Consider the following 18,261-nt stretch of genomic DNA (forward strand, 5'->3'; position numbering starts at 1 on the left):
TGTGAAGGGTAACGGCAAGCCGTGCCAAAACTTTATTACCCGGCCAGCGAACGCTTGATGATGCTGGCCAGCTTGGTGGCGTAGTTCGGGTCGGTGGCGTAGCCGGCCTTCTGCAGGCCCTTGGCGAAGCTGGTGGCGTCGCCGGCGCTGGCCAGTACTTTTTCGTAACGCGGATTGCTGGCCAGCAGCTTGGCGTAATCCTTGAAGCTGTCGGCATAGCTGTCGTAGGCGCGGAAGCGCTCGACCCGGGTCTGGGCCTTGCCGTTGACGTATTCGGTGGTGGTGGCCTCGACCACCTTGCCTTTCCAGTCGCCGCTGGCCTTGATGCCGAACAGGTTGTGGCTGTTGGTGCCGTCGCGGCCCTTGATCTCGCGCTTGCCCCAGCCGGACTCGAGCGCGGCCTGGCCCAGCATGAATTTGGCCGGAATGCCGGTGGCCTTGCTGGCCTCTTCCGCGTGCGCCGCCAGTTTTTCCTGGAAGCTGCGTACGTGCGGCGCTTGCGAGCCCTTGTTGGCGCTGTCGGTGGCGCTGGTGGCGGTGGCGGCATTGCCGCCGGCCGCCGCGATCGCGCGCTGCAGCTTGGCGTCCATCAGGCTGGCGGCGCCGTTGAAGTTGCCGCCGCCGGCATCGGCCGCCGTGCCATCGTTGCCAATGCCGAGCGCGGCGGCGTCGGTCTTGGCCGACAACTGGCGCACCAGCATGTCAGCCAGGCCGATGCCTTTCTTGGCGATGTTCTGGCTGGTCTGCTGGTCCAGCATGGTCTGGAAGGTCTTGGTCTGCGAACTGTCGAGCATGCCGTCCTGCGGCGTGGCGTCGCGCATGCTCTTCAACATCATGTTGACGAACATGGCTTCAAACTGGGTGGCGGCCGTCTTCAGCGCCTCCGGGCTGCCGGCGCGGGCCGACTGCTTGAGGCTGCCCATGTCGCGCACATCGAGCGCGAACTTGCCGCTCAAATCGTTGGAAGTGGAAGTCTGGCTGGCCATGATCGCCCCGCTTAGATGATTTCCAGTTCGGCGCGCAGCGAACCGGCGGCCTTCATGGCCTGCAAGATGGACAGCAAGTCCTGCGGCGTGGCGCCAATGGCGTTGAGCGCCTTGACCACCTCGGCCAGCGAGGCGCCGCCCTTGACCATCATCACCTTGCCGCCATCGGCCTTGATGCCGACCTGCGGATTTTGCGTGACCACGGTGCGGCCGCCCGACAGCGGATTCGGCTGGCTGACCTGGGTATCGGCATTGACCGATACTGACAGGTTGCCGTGCGAAATGGCGCACGTATCGAGCGTGACCGCGCGGTTCATCACCACCGAGCCGGTGCGCGCGTTCATGATGACCTTGGCAGGCTGCTCGGCCGGATTCACATTCATGTCCTGCAGCGTGCCGATGAAGCTCACGCGCTGGTCGCTGCTGCTCGGCGCCTGCACGCGGATCACGCGGCTGTCGAGCGCGTAGGCGATGCCGGCGCCGTACTTGTCGTTGATGGCTTCCACCACACGGCTGGCAGTGGCGAAGTCGGCGTTGTTGAGTTCGAGCTTGATCATATTGCCCTCGCCCAGATTGGTGGCCACCGCGCGCTCCACCGTGGCGCCGCCCGAGATCTTGCCGACGCTCAGGTGGTTGACGGTCAGCGAGCTGCCACCGCCGCCAGCGCCGCCGCCGGCTTGCACGCCGACGCCGCCCACCAGCACGTTACCCTGCGCCATGCCGTACACCTGGCCGTCGGCGCCTTTCAGCGGCGTCATCAGCAGCGTGCCGCCGCGCAGGCTCTTGGCGTTGCCCATCGACGATACCGTGATGTCGAGCTGCTGGCCCGGCTGCGCGAACGGCGGCAGGGTCGCCGTCACCATCACCGCCGCAACGTTTTTCAGCTGCAGCTGCGAGCCGCCCTGCGGCAGGTTGACGCCCAGCTGTTGCAGCATCGAGATCACGCTTTGCACGGTGAACGGGGTTTGCGTGGTCTGGTCGCCGGAGCCGTCGAGGCCGACCACCAGGCCGTAGCCCAGCAATTGGTTGTTACGCACGCCGGCAATGCTGGCCAGGTCCTTGATGCGCTCGGCCTGGCTGAACGGCGCCAGCAAGGACAGGCTCAGCAACAGTGCGGCTTTGATCGAAGTTTTCATGATAGTCAGAACGGCAGCAAGCTTTGGAAGAAGCGCGACGCCATCGACGACAGCTCGGCGCGGTCGACCTTGTTGGCGGTGCGGTACTCGACGCGCGCATCGGCCACGGCGGTCGACTGCACGGTGTTGCCGGTGGCGATGCTGTCCGGGTTGATCATGCCGGAGAAGCGGATGTACTCGGTGCCCTTGTTCATGCCGATCTGCTTCTCGCCCGCCACGATCAGGTTGCCGTTGCCCAGCACTTCCACCACGGTCACGCCCATCGTGCCGGTGAAGGCATTGCTGGCGGCCTGGGTGTCGCCGTCGGCATAGGTGTTCTCGCTGCTGACCGAGAGCGGATTGCCGAAAGTGCCGGCCAGTTTCTTCGGCATGGTGGCGCTGACGCTGCCCGACTTGTTGCCAGTCGCCGTGCCGCTCTTGTTGGCCGAGGTGCGCTCGGTGATGACCAGGGTCAGCACGTCGCCCACGTGGCGCGCGCGGCGGTCTTCGAACACCGGACGGAACGCGGCGGGCTGGTAGATGGCGCCGTTGTTGGGCACTTGCTGCATTTGCTCGGTGGTCAGCGGGCGTGCGCTCATCGGGCCGCTGACGATGGAGGTCGGCGTGCTCTGGCAAGCGCTCAGGGCCAGTGCGGCAACGAGAATGGTGGCGTGTTTCATGATGGCTTCCTTACATCTGCGACAGCTTTTGCAGCATCTGGTCGGAGGTGGTGATGGCCTTGGAATTGATCTCGTAGGCACGCTGGGTCTGGATCATGTTCACCATCTCCTCCACCACGTTGACGTTGGAGGTTTCGACGTAGCCCTGCAGGATGGTGCCGGTGCCGTTCGAGCCCGGCGTGTTCTGCTGCGGCGCGCCCGAGGCGGTGGTTTCCACGTACAGGTTTTCGCCCTTGGATTCCAGCCCGGTCGGGTTGATGAAGGTGGCCAGCTGCAGATTGCCCAGCTGCTGGGTGGTGGTGGCGCCGTTGGTGCCGGCGATATTCACCGACACGGTGCCGTCGCGCGCCACGGTGATCGCTTGCGCGGTGATCGGGATGGTGATGGCCGGTTGCAGCACAAAGCCTTCCGAGGTCACCATCTGGCCGTTGCTGTCGCGCTGGAACGAGCCGTCGCGGGTGTAGGCGGTGGTGCCGTCCGGCAGCAACACGGTGAAGAAACCGCTGCCGTTGACCATGATGTCTTTATCATTGCCGGTCGACTGCGGATTGCCCTGGGTGTGGATGCGCTCGACAGCGACGGTGCGCACACCGGTGCCGAGCTGCATGCCGGATGGCAGGTTGGTCTGTTGCGACGACTGCGCGCCCGGCTGGCGGATATTCTGGTACAGCAGATCTTCGAACACGGCGCGCGACTTCTTGAAACCGTTGGTGCTGACGTTGGCCAGATTGTGGGACGTGACGTCCATCTGCGTCTGCTGCGCTTCCATGCCAGTCTTGGCGATCCATAACGAACGTATCATGATGCTTCTCCCAATGCCGGATGAACTATGACCGTTCATCCCATGCAAGCATTATGCGGGAGAGGCCGTCAACTCAAAGCGAGGATCTGGGTGGCTTTTGCGGCGTTATTCTCGGCGTTCTTCATCAGGCTCATTTGCATTTCGAACTGCCTTGCCAGACTGATCATGTTGACCATCGAGTCCACCGGGTTGACATTGCTGCCCTCCACCGCGCCATCGACCACGCGCACGGTGGCGTCGGCTTGCGCCGGCGTGCCGTCGGCCTGGCGGAACAGGCCGTCGTCGCCGCGCAGCAGGGTCTTGGTGTCCGGATTGACCAGCTTGATGCGCCCCAGCGTGTTGGCCGGGCCCGGCTGGAAATCGTTGGCGATCACGCTCACCGTGCCGTCGCTGGCGATGCTGACGTTGGTATCGGGCGGCACCGTGATCGGGCCGCCGTCGCCGATCACGGTCTGCCCTGCGGCGGTTTGCAGGATGCCGTTTTCGGTCACCTTCAGGCTGCCGTTGCGGGTGTAGGCTTCCGAACCGTCGGCCGACTGCACCGCGATCCAGCCCTGGTCGCGGATGGCGATGTCGAGCGCGCGGCCGGTGGTCTGGATCGGCCCGGTACGGAAGTCCGAACCGACCGTCGAGTCGACCACGAAGGCGCGCGTCGGCAAGCCTTCCGACACCACCGGCACGGCACGGAAGGTGTCGAGCTGGGCGCGGAAGCCGGTGGTGGTGGCATTGGCCAGGTTGTTCGACACGGTGGCTTGCTGCTCCATCACGTGCCGGGCCCCGGTCATCGCGGTATAGACGAGACGGTCCATGATTTACCTCACATTAACGCAGGTTCACCAGCGTCTGCAGGATCGAGTCCTCGGTCTTGATGGTCTGCGCATTGGCCTGGTAGACGCGCTGCGCGGTGATCATGTTGACCAGCTCGGCCGTCAGATCGGTGTTCGAGGTTTCCACCGCGCTCGAACGCAGCTGCCCCATCGAACCGGCATTCGGCACGCCCACGGTTGGCGGACCGGAGGCCGAGCTTTCCGCCCACGTGTTGTTGCCCAGTGGCGTCAGGCCGTCGACGCTGGCGAAGTTCGCCATTGCGATCTGGCCCATCGCGCGCGACTTGCCGTTGCTGTACTGGCCCAGGATGATGCCGTTCTCGTCGATCGAGTAGCGCTGCCACGAACCGGCCGAGTAGCCGTTCTGGGTCGAGCCCAGGTCGTTGGTGACGCTGCCGTACTGGGTCATCTTGTCGAACGAGGTGGCCACCGTCATCGGCACTTGCGCGCCGGTGTCCGGGAAGATCGGCAAGGTGATACTGATCGGCAAGGTGGTCGGGCTGGTGGTCGAGGTGGCCATCGCCTGCGGATCCAGCACGCCGTTCTTGGTGAAGATCAGCGTGCCGGCCTTGACCGCAGGCACGGTGATGGCCGCGCCCAGCAAGGCGTTGATCTGGTCCGGGCTCTTGCCGGTGATCGAGCTGGTATTGCCCGGATCGAGCGCAGCAAAGGCCGCGTCCAGCGCCGCCAGCTGCTCAGGCGTGGCGGCAGCCGGTGGCGTGCTGGCGGCCGCAAACATCGCGTCATGGGCCGCCTGGGCATAAACGAAGGCGGCTGCGGCGATGTCGGCCGGCACCGGCGGCGTGGCGCGCACGGCGTCGTTGTAGGCGGTGCGGGCATCGATGGTCGGCTGGTCGGTGGCCACCACGGCGGCCACGCTGGCCGAGACGATTTCCTTGTTGTCGGCGGCGGCGTACACGTCCCAGGTGTTGGCGTCGGTCTTGACGTAGTAGGTCGTCATGATGTGCGAGGTGCCCAGCGAGTCGTACACGTTCAGCACGGTCTGCTTGTTGTAGCTGGTCGGATCGTTGGCGTCGAACGGGATGGTTTCCGGCACCTTTTCAGCCGAGCTCAGGTTCAACTGGAAGTTGGCTTCGGTGGTTTGCACCGGCGTCAGGTCGGACTTGTCCAGCGTCAGCGGCACCGGCGCCCCCAGCTGGATCACACCGGCCGTGTTGGACAGGTAGCCGGTCAGCACCGCGCCCTGGGCGTTGACCAGGGTGTGGCTGGCGTCCTCATGGAACTGGCCGTTGCGCGAATACTCCACCGCGCCATTCACCACCAGCCGGAAGAAACCGCCGCCATTGATGGCCACGTCCAGCGGATTGCTGCTGCTTTCGATATTCCCCTGGGTGAACTGCTGCGCCAGCTTGGACACGGACACACCAATACCCGCGTTATTGCCCGAGACGCCGTTCAGCGAGTTGGCGTACAGATCGGCAAACTGCGCTTGCGACGCCTTGAAGCCTACCGTGCTGGCGTTGGCAATGTTATTGCCGATGACGTCCAGCGATTTGGATGCAGCATTCAAGCCGCTCAGTCCTTGTTGGAACATGGTATTCCCCTATGATAGGTGTGGTACTGCTTACAGAACTTCTTTCACGTCGCTCATGGCGAAATGGCCGAGCGAGGTATTCAATTTGACGCCGCCGCTGCCGGTCGACACGCTGGCCACCGCCGCCAGTTGCAGCGGCGTGGCGGTGACTTTGTTGCCGGCGTTGCTGGCGGTGACGGTAAAGGTGTAGCTGCCGGCTGCCGCCGCGCTCTTGTCGTCCTTGGTGCCGTCCCAGGTGATTGGATAGGTGCCGGCCTCGGCGTCGCTCATGGTCATGGTGCGGACCGTCTTGCCGGTGCTGTCCTGGATCGCGATGCTGACGCTTTGCGCGTCCGACGGCAGGTCGATGCCGAACACGCTGGAGCTGGTGGTCTTGCCATCGGCGTCGGTGCTGCTGTTGAGCTCGAGGCCCTTGCCTTCCACCAGGATCCCTTTGCCGATCAGGCTGATGGCGGTGGAGGACTGGGTGGTGGCGATATCGGTGCGCAGCGATTCCAGCGTGGCGTTGACCTTGTTGATGCCGGTCACCGTCGACAGCTGGGCCAGCTGGCTGGTCATGGCCGCGTTGTCCATCGGATTCAGCGGGTCCTGGTTCTGCAGCTGGGTCACCAGCAGCTTCATGAACTTGTCCTGGTCCGCCTGCACGCTGTCGGTGCTGGTGGTCGTGGTGGTGGCCACGCTGTTGGTGGTCGCTGCCTTGGGCGTATCGATAATGCCGCTAATAGCCATGATGTTCTCTTAATCAGGATTGACCGATGGTCAGGGTTTTCAACAGCAGCGTCTTGGCCGCGTTCATGGTCTCGACGTTGGTTTGGTAGGAGCGCGAGGCCGACAGCATGTTGACCATCTCATCCACCACATTCACGTTAGGCATGGTCACGTAGCCGTTCTCGTCGGCGGCCGGGTGTTTGGGGTCGTACATCAGCTTCATTGGCGACTGGTCTTCCACCACCTGCTTGACGCGCACCCCGGTCGAGCTGCCGCCGTTGGTCGGCGTGGTCGCTTCGAACACCACCTGGCGCGCGCGGTAGGCTTCGCCGCTGGCGCTGGTGGCGCTGTCGGCATTGGCCAGGTTGGAGGCCACCACGTTCAGGCGCTGCGCTTGCGCGCTCATGGCCGAACCGGAAACATTGAAAATATTAAACAGCGACATGATTAGCTCCCTGACTGGATCGCCGCCATCATCGACTTGATCTGGGCGTTGATGGCGGTAATGCCGGCTTCATAACGGATGGCGTTGTCGGCAAACTGGTTGCGTTCGACATCCATGTCGACCGTGTTGCCGTCCACTGCGCCCTGCACCACGCCGCGGTACAGAAGCGGCGTGCCATCGGCCAGCGTACCGGCGTCTTGCAGGGGGTTGGGGTAATGCTTGGCGGCGGTGGTGGCCAGGGTTTGCGGCACGTTGCCATTGGCCTTGTCCAGCGCCGACTGCAGCGCGCTGCCGAAGTCGAAATCGCGCGCCTTGTAATTGGGCGTGTCACCGTTGGCAATATTCGAGGCGAGCACGGTCTGGCGCTGCGAGCGCAGGCTCAGTGCGGTTTCATTGAACCGCAAATAATCGTCTAACTTGCTGCCGAGCATGATCCGCTCCCCTTCCACATTGATGACAGGATCGATGATACGGAGTTGCTCTTGATAACGATCGGGCGATAAGCACCCCATTTCCGGTCCTATTCCAAGCTTCAAGTCCAGCCCGGCGGACTATGATGGCAACATTGAAGGGGAAACCGACACCATGAAATCACGCTACCTTATTGCCGCCGTGCTGGCCGCCGCGTTCAGCGCCGGCCCGGCCGCCGCCCAGGCGGGACGCCAGGACATCGCCGCGCTCAAGCGCACGGTGGAGCAATTCCTGCAGGTGCAGGCCGGCGGCTTGCCGGGCCAGGTCACGGTGACCGTGGGCGCGGTCGATCCGCGCATCAGCCTGGCTGCCTGCCCCGATCCACAAGCGTTCTTCATGCCCGGCGCGCGCGCCTGGGGCAAGACCTCGGTTGGCGTGCGCTGCGCGGCGCCCTCCGCATGGACTATTTATATTCAAGCCAGCGTCACGGTGGTCGGCGAGTACGTCGCCAGCGCCGCGCCGCTGGTGCAGGGCCAGCCCATCGACGCCGGCCAGTTGACCGTGCTCAAGGGCGACCTCACCACCTTGCCGGCAGGCATCGCCACCGATGTGAGCCAGGTGATCGGCCGCAGCGCCAATGTTTCGTTGCCGCCGGGCACTCCCCTGCGCCTCGACACCCTGCGCAGCAAGCCGGTGGTGCAGTCGGGCCAGTTGGTGCGATTGGTGTCGAGCGGCAATGGATTCAGCGTATCGTCGGAGGCGCGTGCCATGAGCACGGCCGGCGACGGCCAGGTGGTACAGGTCAAAACCGCCAATGGACAACAGATTACCGGCATCGCCAAGAGTGGCGGCACGGTGGAGGTAGCATTTTGAGCAACATGCAGCACTGGGTAGCTAAAGTTTACCGCCACGCCGCCGTTACCGACTCAGATCCCGGAGTTTCGTACTCCTAGCTGAGAAGGAAAAAGCTGTGAAAATCAATGACACCTTAAAGAGCACGCCCGGCCTGCCGTCGACGCCTGCTGCCGGCTCCTCTACCGCGCGCGGCGCGGAAAAGGCGGCCGAAGCAGCGCCAACGAATGTCGCCTCGGACAACGTGCGCCTGTCGCCGCAAGGCCAGGCTATGGCGGCCAGTTCGGCCGGCGGCGCCAACGCCGTGTTTGACACCAAAAAAGTCGAACGCATCAAGCTGGCGATTGCCGACGGCCAGTTCCAGGTCAACTCGGAAAAAGTAGCGGATGGCTTGCTGGACACGGTCAAGGATCTGCTGCACTCACGCAAACGATAGGATTATCATGACCACCGTCACCCCGCTGAACAGCCTGCGCGAAGAAGAGCACATCATGTCCACCCTGCTGGACGTGCTCCGCGAGGAACAGCAACTGCTGGTGACGGCGGAAATTGAAGGCCTGCCGGCCGTCACCACCCGCAAGACCGCGCTGGTCACGCAAATGACCCTGTTGTCGGCGCAACGTCACCGTGCTTTGGGCAAATCCGGTTTCCCGGCTGAGGAAGCAGGCATGGACGCATGGATCGCCGCCAGCGGCGCGGCGCGCGAGGAATCGGCCAGCCTGTGGCAGTCGCTGCTGCAGCACACGCGCGAGGCCAAGGAGCTGAACCGCGTGAATGGCATGTTGATTAACAAGCAAATGGGCCACACCCAGGGCGCGCTGCAAGCGCTGAGCCCGAAAGGCGCCAATTTCTACAGCCCGGGCGGCATCTCCACTTCCCTGCCGCGCAGCCGCGGCTTCCTGGCCGGCTAATTAGTCGCGACTTCGGTACTCGGATCCGGAATTCCCGAAAGAATCGTCACCGCCACCCGGCGGTTGCGCGCACGGCCTTGCGCCGAGTCATTGTCCGCCACCGGCACGTTGGAGCTGTAGCCCACCGCCGTCAGGCGCTGCGGCGCCACGCCGGCGTCGATGAACAGGCGCACCACGCTGCTGGCGCGCACCGACGACAGCTCCCAGTTGGACGGGAAACGGGTATTGCCGATTGGCTGGTTGTCGGTATGCCCTTCCACCTGCACATCGTGGCTGTCAGCCTTGAGCAGGCTGGCCACGGCGCGCAAGGCTTCCACCGATTCCGGCATCAGGCGCGCATCGCCCGGATCGAACAGCACCGAGGCGTTGATCTCGACGCTGACGCCGCGACTGTTCTGCGTCACCCGCACCTTGCCTTCCTTGACCAGCGGCGCCATCGTTGACAGCAGATCCTGCGCCAGCTTGGTCATCTGCTCTTTTTCCTTGCGCAGCAATTCCACCCGGCGCTTGAGCGCGGGATTCGGCACTGGCAGGTTGGGCACTTCGGTATTCACCGGCTGGGCCGCGCCCTTGCCGCCGAAGGCATCGCCCAGGGCGTCGGAAAAGATCTTGTATTTGCCGATATTGACCGCCGAAATCGCGTACATCACCACGAAGAAGGCGAACAGCAAGGTGATGAAATCGGCGTAGGAAATCAGCCAGCGCTCGTGGTTCTCGGGCTCGTCGTCGAACCGCCTGCGGGCGCGCCGGTACTGCATCTCAATGCTCCCGCATCAGCGTGGCGATGCGCTCGTCGATCACCCGCGTGTGGTCGCCGGTGGCGATATCGTAGAACACCGCCGCCGCAATCTCCTGCTGGTGCACGGCCTGGGTGACGATGGCTTTGAGCTTGTTGGCGATCGGGTAGAAGAACAGATTGGCCAGGCCAACGCCGTAGATGGTCGACACGAACGCCACCGCAATGCCGGCGCCCAGCTTGCTCGGATCGGTCAGGTTTTCCATCACGTGGATCAGGCCCAGCACCGCGCCCAGGATGCCGATGGTGGGCGAATAGCCGGCCGCCGATTCCCAGATGCGCACGGCTTGCCGCTCCTCGGTTTCGTAGGCGGTGATTTCGGTGTCCAGCAACTGGCGCAGTTTGTCGGGTGCGATGCCGTCGACGATCAGGCGCAGGCCCTTGGTGTTGAACTTGTCCTTGGAGGCCAGCATGTAGCGCTCCAGGGACAGCAGGCCGTCGCGGCGCGCCGCCAGGTTCCAGGCGTTGATGTCGCGCGCCAGCGCGGCGCGGCTGTCGGGCGGCGGCGCGAACACCAGCCGCAGCATGCGCAGGCCGCGCAGCAGGGTTTTCGGGCGCGTCTGCAGCAGCACGGCGCCGAAGGTGCCGACCACCACGATGGCAAACGCCGCCGGCTGGAACAGCGAGCTGACCTTGCCGCCCTCGAGCCCCTGGCCGATGACGATGCCGGCCAGCGCCACCAGCACGCCGGCTACGCTGGCCCAGTCCAAGACCGCTCCCGGAGTGAGGCACGCAGCCGCGCCACAGCTTGCGTATGCAGCTGCGATACGCGCGATTCGGATACGCCCATCACGGCGCCGATTTCTTTCAAGTTGAGCTCCTCTTCGTAGTACAAGCCCATCAGCATTTTCTCCCGCTCCGGCAAGGCATCGATGGCGTCGATCACGGCCTGGCGGAAGTCGCCGTCCAGCAGCGAGCGCAGCGGATCGGCTTCGTCGTCCGAGGCATAGCGGTCGAGGAAACTGTCGTTGCCGTCGTCGTCATGGAAATCCTCGTAGTACACCAGCTGGTGGCCGCCGCCGTCGGACAGCAATTCCTGGTAGTCGGCCAGCGACAGCTTGAGCGACTTGGCCACTTCCGATTCGCTCGGCGGCCGGCCCAGGCGCTGCTGCAAGGTGGACATCGCGGCCTCGACCTTGCGCATGTTCTGGCGCAGCGAGCGCGGCAGCCAGTCGCTGTTGCGCAGTTCATCCAGCATGGCGCCGCGGATTCGCAGCACCGCGTAGGTTTCAAATTGCGCGCCGTGGGTTTCTTCGTAACGGCTGATGGCGTCGAGCAGGCCGATCATCCCGGCTTGCACCAGATCGTCGACTTCGACGCTGGGCGGCAGTTTCGCCTTCATGTGGTGGGCCAAGCGCTTGACCAACGGCATGTGCTCCGTCAGTAAGGTGTCCTTGTCCGCTTTCCCTTTTACCGTATACATTCGAATAATTATTATCTTGATTAAGCGCTGAGTTGGCTATTCCCTCCCAGCGCGAAGCGGCCCGCCAGCTCGCGGAACGCAACCGAGGCACCGGCCAGCGGGAAGGCATCGACCACTGCGCGCCCCAAGCGCGCAGCTCGCTGCAGGTATTCATCCGCCGGCACCGAACCCATCGACACCAGGTTCACGGCCAGATATCGGCTGGCTGCCTGTGCCATATTATCGTATACCACCTTTGCTTCCGATTCGGAAGCCCCGGTGACCAGAATTCCAAACGGCCGGCGGCCCAGCTCCTGGTTCAGGCGCTTAATCATACTGTAGGCGGCCTTGATCGAGGTAGCGCTATTGGACACTTGCACCACGATCTCCGAGCTGGCCATCACCGGCACCGGAAACGCTTCCCCGTCGAACTCGCCGTCGACCAGCACCATGCCGGTCTGCTTGGCCAGCACGTCGAAGGCCTTGGCCAGGCGGCGCGTTTCGTCCGGCCCGGAGCGCGCTGCGCCGCGTGTCATGGACGCCACAGCGAAGCCTTGCGGCACCGGATGGATCACTTGATTGAGCGCGCATTCCTGGCGCGCCACGTTCAGCAGGCTATGGCCGCCGTCGACGCCGAGGCGCGAGGCCACGCCGTGGGCGCTGGCGCAGGCGTCGACGATCAGCACGTCGTTGCCGGCGCGGGACAGCGAGGCGCCGAGGTTGACCAGCATGGAACCCTTGTCGTCCTGCGGCGCCGCCGACAGGAAGGTGACGATGCGGGGCTGCGGCCCCGCCAGCATGCGGCGCAGGCCTTCGGCTTGATCGAAATTGAAGTTAGCCAAGGTGCACCTCGCGCATAGTCGTATCGTTGCTCATCAGCAGAGGCAGCTCCGCATCCAGGTACTGGGTGTTGACGATATCGCGTTTCAACTTGAAAGCGCGGTCGATCAGGTAGGCTGGATCGGCCAGGTGCAGGTCTTCCGGCACGCGCTGGCCGTTGGAGACGTAGAACAGGTTCAATTTTTGACGGATCACCACGTCCAGCACGTTGCCGATCGCGGCCGCTTCATCCAGCTTGGTCATGATGCAGCCGGCCAGGCCGCTGCCCTGGTAGGCCCGCACCACTTCGCTCAGGGTTTCCTGGGTGGCGGTGGCGTTCAGGCACAGCAGGCGTTTGACGTTGGCGGCAGCGCCTTGCAGCATGGAGACTTGCTCGGTCACCATCTGGTCGCGCTGGCTGACGCCAACCGTGTCGATCAGCACGGTATGTTTGTTCTTCAGTTCCTTCAGAGCGATGCGCAGGTCGGCTTCGTCTTTCACCGAGTGCACCATCACGCCGAGGATCTTGCCGTAGATGCGCAGCTGTTCGTGGGCGCCGATACGGTAGGCATCGGTGGTGATCAGGGCCAGCTTGTCCGGGCCGTGGCGCATCACGCAGCGCGCGGCCAGCTTGGCGGTGCTGGTGGTCTTGCCGACGCCGGTCGGGCCGACCAGCGCGAACACGCCGCCCTGGTCGATCAGCGCGTCTTCATTCGACATGGTCTGCAGGTTGCGCGCGAGGACGGTCTTGATCCAGCGCAGGCTGTCGGCGGCGTCGGTGTGGCTGGCCGGCAGTTTTTCAATCAGGTAGCGCGCCAGGCTGGCCGAGAAGCCGGCCGCCAGCATCGAGCGCAGCACGGCGGTCTTGTGTGGCGCGCGCGCTTGCGTCGCACCCCACGACAGTTCGGACAGCTGGGTTTCCATCATGCCGCGCATGGCGCGGATTTCATTCATCATGCCGCTCATCTCGGCGGCGGCGCTTTCCTTGGCGCTGGCGACGGCGGCGCTGACCATTGCGGCGATCTGGTTGGCGTCGATGGCTGGCGCGGCTTTCGCTTGCGGCGCAGGCGCCGGGACTGGAGCAGGCGCTGCTGCGGCCACCTTGGTTGCCAGCGACGAGTGCGAGGCGACCACGCGGCGTTGCGGCTGCTGCGGCAGGCTGGCCGGTTTGGCGGCCACCGGCGGCGACATGTGCGGCAACTCGTCTTCGAAACGCGGCTCGATGCGGCCGGTTGCCACGGCCGGGATGGCGGTGCTGCCGAGGTCCAGCGACGGCGCTGGTTCGGCCATCGGCGAGTGCGGTGCCGGCATGGCCAGCGAAGCGGCATCGTCATTGGCCAGGGCGAGGATTTCAACCACGCCATCGGACTGGCGGTTGGACAGGATCACGGCGTCGGGGCCGAGCGATTCGCGGACTTTGCGCAGGGCATCACGGGAAGTCGACGCGGTAAATTTTTTAACGTTCATGACCGTCTCTCAAGGAAAGCAAATGGAGTAGCTTCACTCCCATGCTTGCATTATTGACGATGCACCTTGGAAACGATCTGATGAACAAGAGCAGAAATGGGCCGCAATTCAGTCGCGGAAAACCTCGTCCAATGTTCGGGCGTCCAGCAGCTTCAGTCCCCACCCGGACAGCCGCTCCGCATCGGCCGTCGCCAGCCGCGCCAGCGTGCCCGGATCCAGCGCGCCAAAGCGCTTGACCAGCAACTCGGCCAACATGGTCGAACGCCCTTCTTGCCGCCCTTCTTGCAATCCTTCCTGCCGGCCGATCTTGCGGCCGGCGCGTTCAAAGTTATTTATGTAAGGCATGCTTTCTCTCCTTTCCAATTCCAGGACATCCTCCCTGAATTGCAGGTCCAACGCTTCCGGCAGACGCATCATCCAGTCGATCGCGTGATAGAAATCGATGATACGCTGCCTGTCCCAACGACGCTGGTACAAAAGCTTGGTCAGGCACCACTTGGCCGCGTGGCGATGCCCGGCATGGCGCTTGGTTTGCTGCGTCAGCAAATGCGCCGCAGTGACCAGCGCAAAGGGGTTCTGATGCGCCAGCAATTCTGGCAAGCGGTCCGCATGATCCTGCAACTTCACAATCGGAAAAGCCAGGCGCATCTCGCAGCCTAGCAAGCGATAGACAAAGCTCGCTGGCCGCCAATCCCTGCCGCTATCCGCCAGCACCGCCAGACTTGCCACCGGCCTGCGGTAACGGTCGTACACACGATAGTGATACGTGAAAATGCGCTCGGCAAACGCTCCGTCCCGCCAGCCCTGCACCTCCAGGTGCACCAGCACCCACTGCTCGCCGCCATCGCGCAAATGCACCCGCACCAGCTTGTCGAGGATGCGTTTTCCTACCGCTGCGTCGCGCGACAAGGCAGCCAACTCCTGGTCGAGGAAGTCGTACGGCCGCGACCAGTCAATGAGCGCATGCGCATCGGGAAAATAGAAGGCCATGAATTCGGGGAAGTAGCGTGTCACCACTTCCTTCCACGGCGCGTCGTAGTCGTCGTCCATCCATGCAGTCTAGGCTGACTGCACAGATGGACTTGACGCCAGATCAAACTCAGGCCGGTTGCTGGCCCACCAGGGCGGTGACGCGGATGGTTTTGCTTTCCGGGATTTCGGCGTGCGACAGCACTTTCAGTTGCGGCAGGGAGCGGCGCAGGAAGCGCGACAGCAAGGCGCGCAACGGCCCCGGCACCAACAGCACCGGCGTCAGGCCCAGCGCTTCCTGCTGCTGCGCCGCCGATGCCGCCTGCTGCGCGATGGTGTCGGCCAGGCCCGGTTCGATGCCGGCGCCATCCGGGCCGCTGGCCGCCAGCGCCTGCATCAGCAAACGTTCGAGGCGATTATCCAGCGTCATCACCGACAATTCAGCGGCGCCCGGGAACAGCTGCTGCACGATGGCGCGGCCCAGTGCGATACGTACCAGAATGGTCAGGTCGCCAGCATCCTGCGTATGCGTCGCATGCTCGGACAAGGTCTCGATAATGCTGCGCATGTCGCGAATGTGCACGCCTTCCGCCAGCAGGTTCTGCAGCACCTTCTGCAAGGTCGACAGCGGAATCAGTTTTGGCACCAGGTCTTCCACCAGCTTCGGCGCATCTTTGCTCAAGTGATCCAGCAGCTGCTGCACCTCGGCGCGCCCCAGCAGTTCGGAAGCGTGGGTGGTGATCAGGTGATTCAGGTGCGTCGCCACCACCGTGCCCGCGTCGACCACGGTGTAGCCCATGCCCTGCGCCTGGTCGCGCAGGCTGGCGTCGATCCACACGGCCGGCAGGCCGAAGGCGGGATCGGTGGTCGCCATCCCTTGCAGGGTGCCAGTCGCCATGCCCGGATTGATGGCCAGGAACTGGCCGTTGTAGGCCTCGCCGGTGCCCACTTCCACGCCCTTGAGCGCGATGCGGTAGGCCGACGGTTTCAATTCGAGGTTGTCGCGGATGTGCACCGGCGGCGCCAGGAAACCAACCTCCTGCGCGAACTTCTTGCGAATGCCCTTGATGCGCTTGAGCAGCTCGCCGCCCTGCGTCTTATCCACCAGCGGAATCAGGCGATAGCCCACTTCCAGCCCCAGCGTATCGACCGGCATCACGTCCTGCCAGCTGGCCTCTTCCTGCTCGGCCGCTGCTGCTGCGGCCGGCGCCGCCGCTTCCGCCGCCGCCACCTCGGCGGTCTGCTTCTCCACCGCGCGCTTGCTCATCAGGTAGCCGGAGCCTGCGAGAACTGCGCCCAGCAACAGGAACACCAGGTTCGGCATGCCTGGAATCAGGCCCATGCCGCCGATGATGGCAGCCGTGATGTACAGCACCTGCGGCTTGGCGAACAACTGGCCCATCAGCTGGGAGCCGATGTCCTGATCGCTGGCCACGCGCGACACCACGATACCGGCCGCGATCGAAATCACCAGCGATGGAATCTGCGCCACCAGGCCGTCACCGATGGCCAGCAATGTGTAGTTCTTGATCGCATCGGCAAACAGCATGTCGTGCTGGATCAGGCCGACCAGCAGGCCGCCCACCACGTTAATCACCGTCACCAGAATACCGGCGACGGCGTCGCCGCGCACGTATTTCGAAGCACCGTCCATCGCGCCGTAAAATTCGGCTTCCATCGACACTTCGCTGCGGCGTTTTTTCGCCTCGGCCTCGCCGATCAGGCCGGCGTTGAGGTCGGCGTCGATCGCCATCTGCTTGCCCGGCATTGCATCCAGCGCAAAGCGTGCGCCCACCTCGGCGATACGGCCCGCACCTTTGGTCACCACCACGAAGTTGATGATGGTCAGGATCACGAACACCACGATACCGACGGTGTAGTTACCGCCGATCAGGAAGTGGCCGAACGCCTCGATCACTTTACCGGCCGCATCGGCGCCGGTGTGGCCCTCGGTCAGTACCACGCGGGTCGAGCCCACGTTCAGCGCCAGGCGCAGCATGGTCGACAGCAGCAGGATGGTCGGGAAGGCCATGAAGTCCAGCGGCTTCACCGTGTACAGCGCGGTCAACAGCACAATGATCGACAACGCGATATTGAAACTGAAGAACAAGTCCAGCACGAACGCCGGCAACGGCAGGATCATCATTGCCAGCAGCATGATGATCAGGATAGGCGCGGCCAGGCTGGCCTTGTTTTGCGCCGTCGCCAGGCCTTGCAGCCAAGGCGGCAGTTTTACGTTGCTGAGGGCGTTCATGCGGATGCTCCGTTATTCAAATCTGGTGATGGGCCATGCTTGGGGATGAAAGCTGGATCCAGCGGGTCCATCGTTGGCGGCACGTCGAGTTTCTGCGGCTTGTCCGGATACTTGCCCTTGCCTTTGCTGAACAGGCGCAGCTGGAACACATAGGCCAGCACTTCAGCCACGGCCGCGTACAGCTGCTCCGGAATCTCGTCGCCGATATCGGTGTGCTTGTGCAGCGCACGCGCCAGCGCCGGCGCCTCCAGCATGGCCACCTTGTGCTCCTTGGCGATTTCGCGGATCTTGGCCGCCACCTCGTCGGTACCCTTGGCCACCACCTTCGGCGCGCCGCGCATGCCGTCGCTGTATTTGAGCGCCACCGCGTAGTGGGTCGGGTTGGTCACCACCACGTCGGCGGTCGGCACGTCGGCCATCATGCGGCGCTTGGCCATCTCGCGCTGCAGCTGGCGGATCTTGCCCTTGATTTGCGGGTTACCGTCGGACTCTTTCGATTCCTGGATCAGCTCCTGGCGCGTCATCTTCAGCTTGTTCGCGTAGTGCCACATCTGGTACGGGCCGTCGATGGCGGCGATCAGACCCAGCGCGCCGACGATGAACATGAAGCTGGACGCCAGCATATTGAGCGTGTGGCCGATGCCCAGCTTGAGCGGCTCGAGCGACAGGCCGATCACCGCATCTTTGTACTTAAGCACCACCATCCAGGTGACAAAGCCAACCACGATGGTCTTGAGGATGGCCTTCAGCAGCTCGACCAGCGCGTTGGTCGAGAACATATTGCTGATGCCGTTGATAGGATTGAGCTTGCCAAAGTTCGGCAGGAAAACCTTGTCGCTGAACAGCCAGCCGCCGACCAGCATCGGCGAGGCCAGCGCCACGACCATCACCGCCACGCCCAGCGGCAGGCAGGCGATCATCACCTGCACCACATCGACTGCAATCCGGTGGAACAGGACGTCGGCATCAAAGATTTGTTCCTGGGTCAGCGTCAGGCCGGACACCAGCGCATGCTGCAACTGGCGCACCAGGCTGTCGCCGGTCACCCACAGGCCGGCGCCCGCCGCCATCAGCACGGTAAACGTCGCCACTTCCCGCGATCGGGGAACGTCGCCCTCTTCACGCGCCTGCTCGAGGCGCTTCGCTGACGCGGGTTCGGTCTTTTCGGCGTCGCTGTCTTCTGCCATGTGGTCTGCCTGCTGCTTAGGTTAATCTCGACCGTGCCATTATCGATTGCGGCACGGCAAGATCATCGGTCGAAT

At 63.8% G+C, this 18,261-nt stretch carries 20 protein-coding genes; 3 read left to right on the top strand and 17 right to left on the bottom strand.

Going from position 1 to position 18,261, the window contains the following annotated elements:
• Positions 1-35: 35 nt before the first annotated feature.
• The 9 genes from flgJ to flgB form a co-directional block, all read right to left on the bottom strand.
• Positions 36-986: a flagellar assembly peptidoglycan hydrolase FlgJ gene (flgJ, locus tag BMZ70_RS12850; protein WP_092274595.1), complete on the bottom strand. Its 951-nt coding sequence runs from the start codon at positions 984-986 to the stop codon at positions 36-38.
• 11 nt (positions 987-997) lie between these two features.
• Positions 998-2,122: a flagellar basal body P-ring protein FlgI gene (locus tag BMZ70_RS12855; protein ID WP_092274598.1), complete on the bottom strand. Its 1,125-nt coding sequence runs from the start codon at positions 2,120-2,122 to the stop codon at positions 998-1,000.
• Between the two features lie 5 nt (positions 2,123-2,127).
• Complete coding sequence (locus BMZ70_RS12860; RefSeq protein ID WP_092274601.1) at positions 2,128-2,781, bottom strand: flagellar basal body L-ring protein FlgH; 654 nt, start codon at positions 2,779-2,781, stop codon at positions 2,128-2,130.
• Between the two features lie 10 nt (positions 2,782-2,791).
• Positions 2,792-3,583, bottom strand: a complete 792-nt coding sequence (gene flgG / locus BMZ70_RS12865) for a flagellar basal-body rod protein FlgG (protein ID WP_092274604.1) — start codon at positions 3,581-3,583, stop codon at positions 2,792-2,794.
• Positions 3,584-3,651: 68 nt separating this feature from the next.
• Positions 3,652-4,392: a flagellar basal-body rod protein FlgF gene (flgF, locus tag BMZ70_RS12870; RefSeq protein WP_092274607.1), complete on the bottom strand. Its 741-nt coding sequence runs from the start codon at positions 4,390-4,392 to the stop codon at positions 3,652-3,654.
• 13 nt (positions 4,393-4,405) lie between these two features.
• Positions 4,406-5,965 (bottom strand): flagellar hook protein FlgE, encoded by a 1,560-nt coding sequence (locus BMZ70_RS12875; RefSeq protein ID WP_092274610.1) that lies wholly within the window; start codon positions 5,963-5,965, stop codon positions 4,406-4,408.
• Positions 5,966-5,995: 30 nt separating this feature from the next.
• The gene (locus BMZ70_RS12880) at positions 5,996-6,694 is read right to left on the bottom strand and encodes a flagellar hook assembly protein FlgD (protein ID WP_092274613.1); all 699 of its coding nucleotides are present in this window, start codon (positions 6,692-6,694) and stop codon (positions 5,996-5,998) included.
• A gap of 13 nt (positions 6,695-6,707) precedes the next feature.
• On the bottom strand, positions 6,708-7,118 hold the full coding sequence (flgC, locus tag BMZ70_RS12885) for a flagellar basal body rod protein FlgC (RefSeq protein WP_092274616.1): 411 nt from the start codon (positions 7,116-7,118) through the stop codon (positions 6,708-6,710).
• Positions 7,119-7,120: 2 nt separating this feature from the next.
• Entirely contained in the window at positions 7,121-7,549 is a 429-nt protein-coding gene (gene flgB / locus BMZ70_RS12890; protein WP_092274619.1) for a flagellar basal body rod protein FlgB, read from the bottom strand.
• A gap of 154 nt (positions 7,550-7,703) precedes the next feature.
• Between flgB and flgA the strand changes: the two genes are divergently transcribed.
• The 3 genes from flgA (at position 7,704) to BMZ70_RS12905 (ending at position 9,292) form a co-directional block, all read left to right on the top strand.
• Positions 7,704-8,402 (top strand): flagellar basal body P-ring formation chaperone FlgA, encoded by a 699-nt coding sequence (gene flgA / locus BMZ70_RS12895; protein ID WP_092274622.1) that lies wholly within the window; start codon positions 7,704-7,706, stop codon positions 8,400-8,402.
• A gap of 97 nt (positions 8,403-8,499) precedes the next feature.
• On the top strand, positions 8,500-8,817 hold the full coding sequence (gene flgM, locus BMZ70_RS12900) for a flagellar biosynthesis anti-sigma factor FlgM (RefSeq protein ID WP_092274625.1): 318 nt from the start codon (positions 8,500-8,502) through the stop codon (positions 8,815-8,817).
• 7 nt (positions 8,818-8,824) lie between these two features.
• On the top strand, positions 8,825-9,292 hold the full coding sequence (locus tag BMZ70_RS12905) for a flagella synthesis protein FlgN (protein ID WP_092274628.1): 468 nt from the start codon (positions 8,825-8,827) through the stop codon (positions 9,290-9,292).
• Here the strand turns inward: BMZ70_RS12905 and motD are convergent.
• The 8 genes from motD to flhB all read right to left on the bottom strand — a co-directional run bounded on the left by motD (position 9,289) and on the right by flhB (position 18,186).
• Positions 9,289-10,050: a flagellar motor protein MotD gene (gene motD, locus BMZ70_RS12910; protein WP_092274631.1), complete on the bottom strand. Its 762-nt coding sequence runs from the start codon at positions 10,048-10,050 to the stop codon at positions 9,289-9,291. The genes BMZ70_RS12905 and motD overlap by 4 nt on opposite strands.
• Before the next feature lies 1 nt (position 10,051).
• Positions 10,052-10,798, bottom strand: a complete 747-nt coding sequence (locus tag BMZ70_RS12915; protein WP_092274634.1) for a flagellar motor protein — start codon at positions 10,796-10,798, stop codon at positions 10,052-10,054.
• Positions 10,780-11,511 carry an RNA polymerase sigma factor FliA gene (locus BMZ70_RS12920; RefSeq protein ID WP_092274637.1) on the bottom strand — a complete coding sequence of 244 codons (732 nt, stop codon included), beginning with the start codon at positions 11,509-11,511 and terminating at the stop codon, positions 10,780-10,782. The genes BMZ70_RS12915 and BMZ70_RS12920 overlap by 19 nt, the downstream gene beginning before the upstream one ends.
• Before the next feature lie 20 nt (positions 11,512-11,531).
• The gene (locus tag BMZ70_RS12925) at positions 11,532-12,332 is read right to left on the bottom strand and encodes a MinD/ParA family ATP-binding protein (RefSeq protein WP_092274640.1); all 801 of its coding nucleotides are present in this window, start codon (positions 12,330-12,332) and stop codon (positions 11,532-11,534) included.
• Positions 12,325-13,776 (bottom strand): flagellar biosynthesis GTPase FlhF, encoded by a 1,452-nt coding sequence (gene flhF, locus BMZ70_RS12930; RefSeq protein WP_092274643.1) that lies wholly within the window; start codon positions 13,774-13,776, stop codon positions 12,325-12,327. Before flhF ends, BMZ70_RS12925 begins: the two co-directional genes overlap by 8 nt.
• Before the next feature lie 108 nt (positions 13,777-13,884).
• On the bottom strand, positions 13,885-14,826 hold the full coding sequence (locus BMZ70_RS12935) for a DUF4351 domain-containing protein (RefSeq protein ID WP_092274645.1): 942 nt from the start codon (positions 14,824-14,826) through the stop codon (positions 13,885-13,887).
• A 49-nt stretch (positions 14,827-14,875) separates the two neighbouring features.
• Positions 14,876-16,999 carry a flagellar biosynthesis protein FlhA gene (gene flhA / locus BMZ70_RS12940; RefSeq protein WP_092274648.1) on the bottom strand — a complete coding sequence of 708 codons (2,124 nt, stop codon included), beginning with the start codon at positions 16,997-16,999 and terminating at the stop codon, positions 14,876-14,878.
• Positions 16,996-18,186 (bottom strand): flagellar biosynthesis protein FlhB, encoded by a 1,191-nt coding sequence (gene flhB / locus BMZ70_RS12945; protein WP_092274651.1) that lies wholly within the window; start codon positions 18,184-18,186, stop codon positions 16,996-16,998. Before flhB ends, flhA begins: the two co-directional genes overlap by 4 nt.
• Between the last annotated feature and the right edge of the window lie 75 nt (positions 18,187-18,261).

Source organism: Duganella sp. CF402 (genome assembly GCF_900109645.1).
GTDB lineage: Bacteria > Pseudomonadota > Gammaproteobacteria > Burkholderiales > Burkholderiaceae_D > Rugamonas.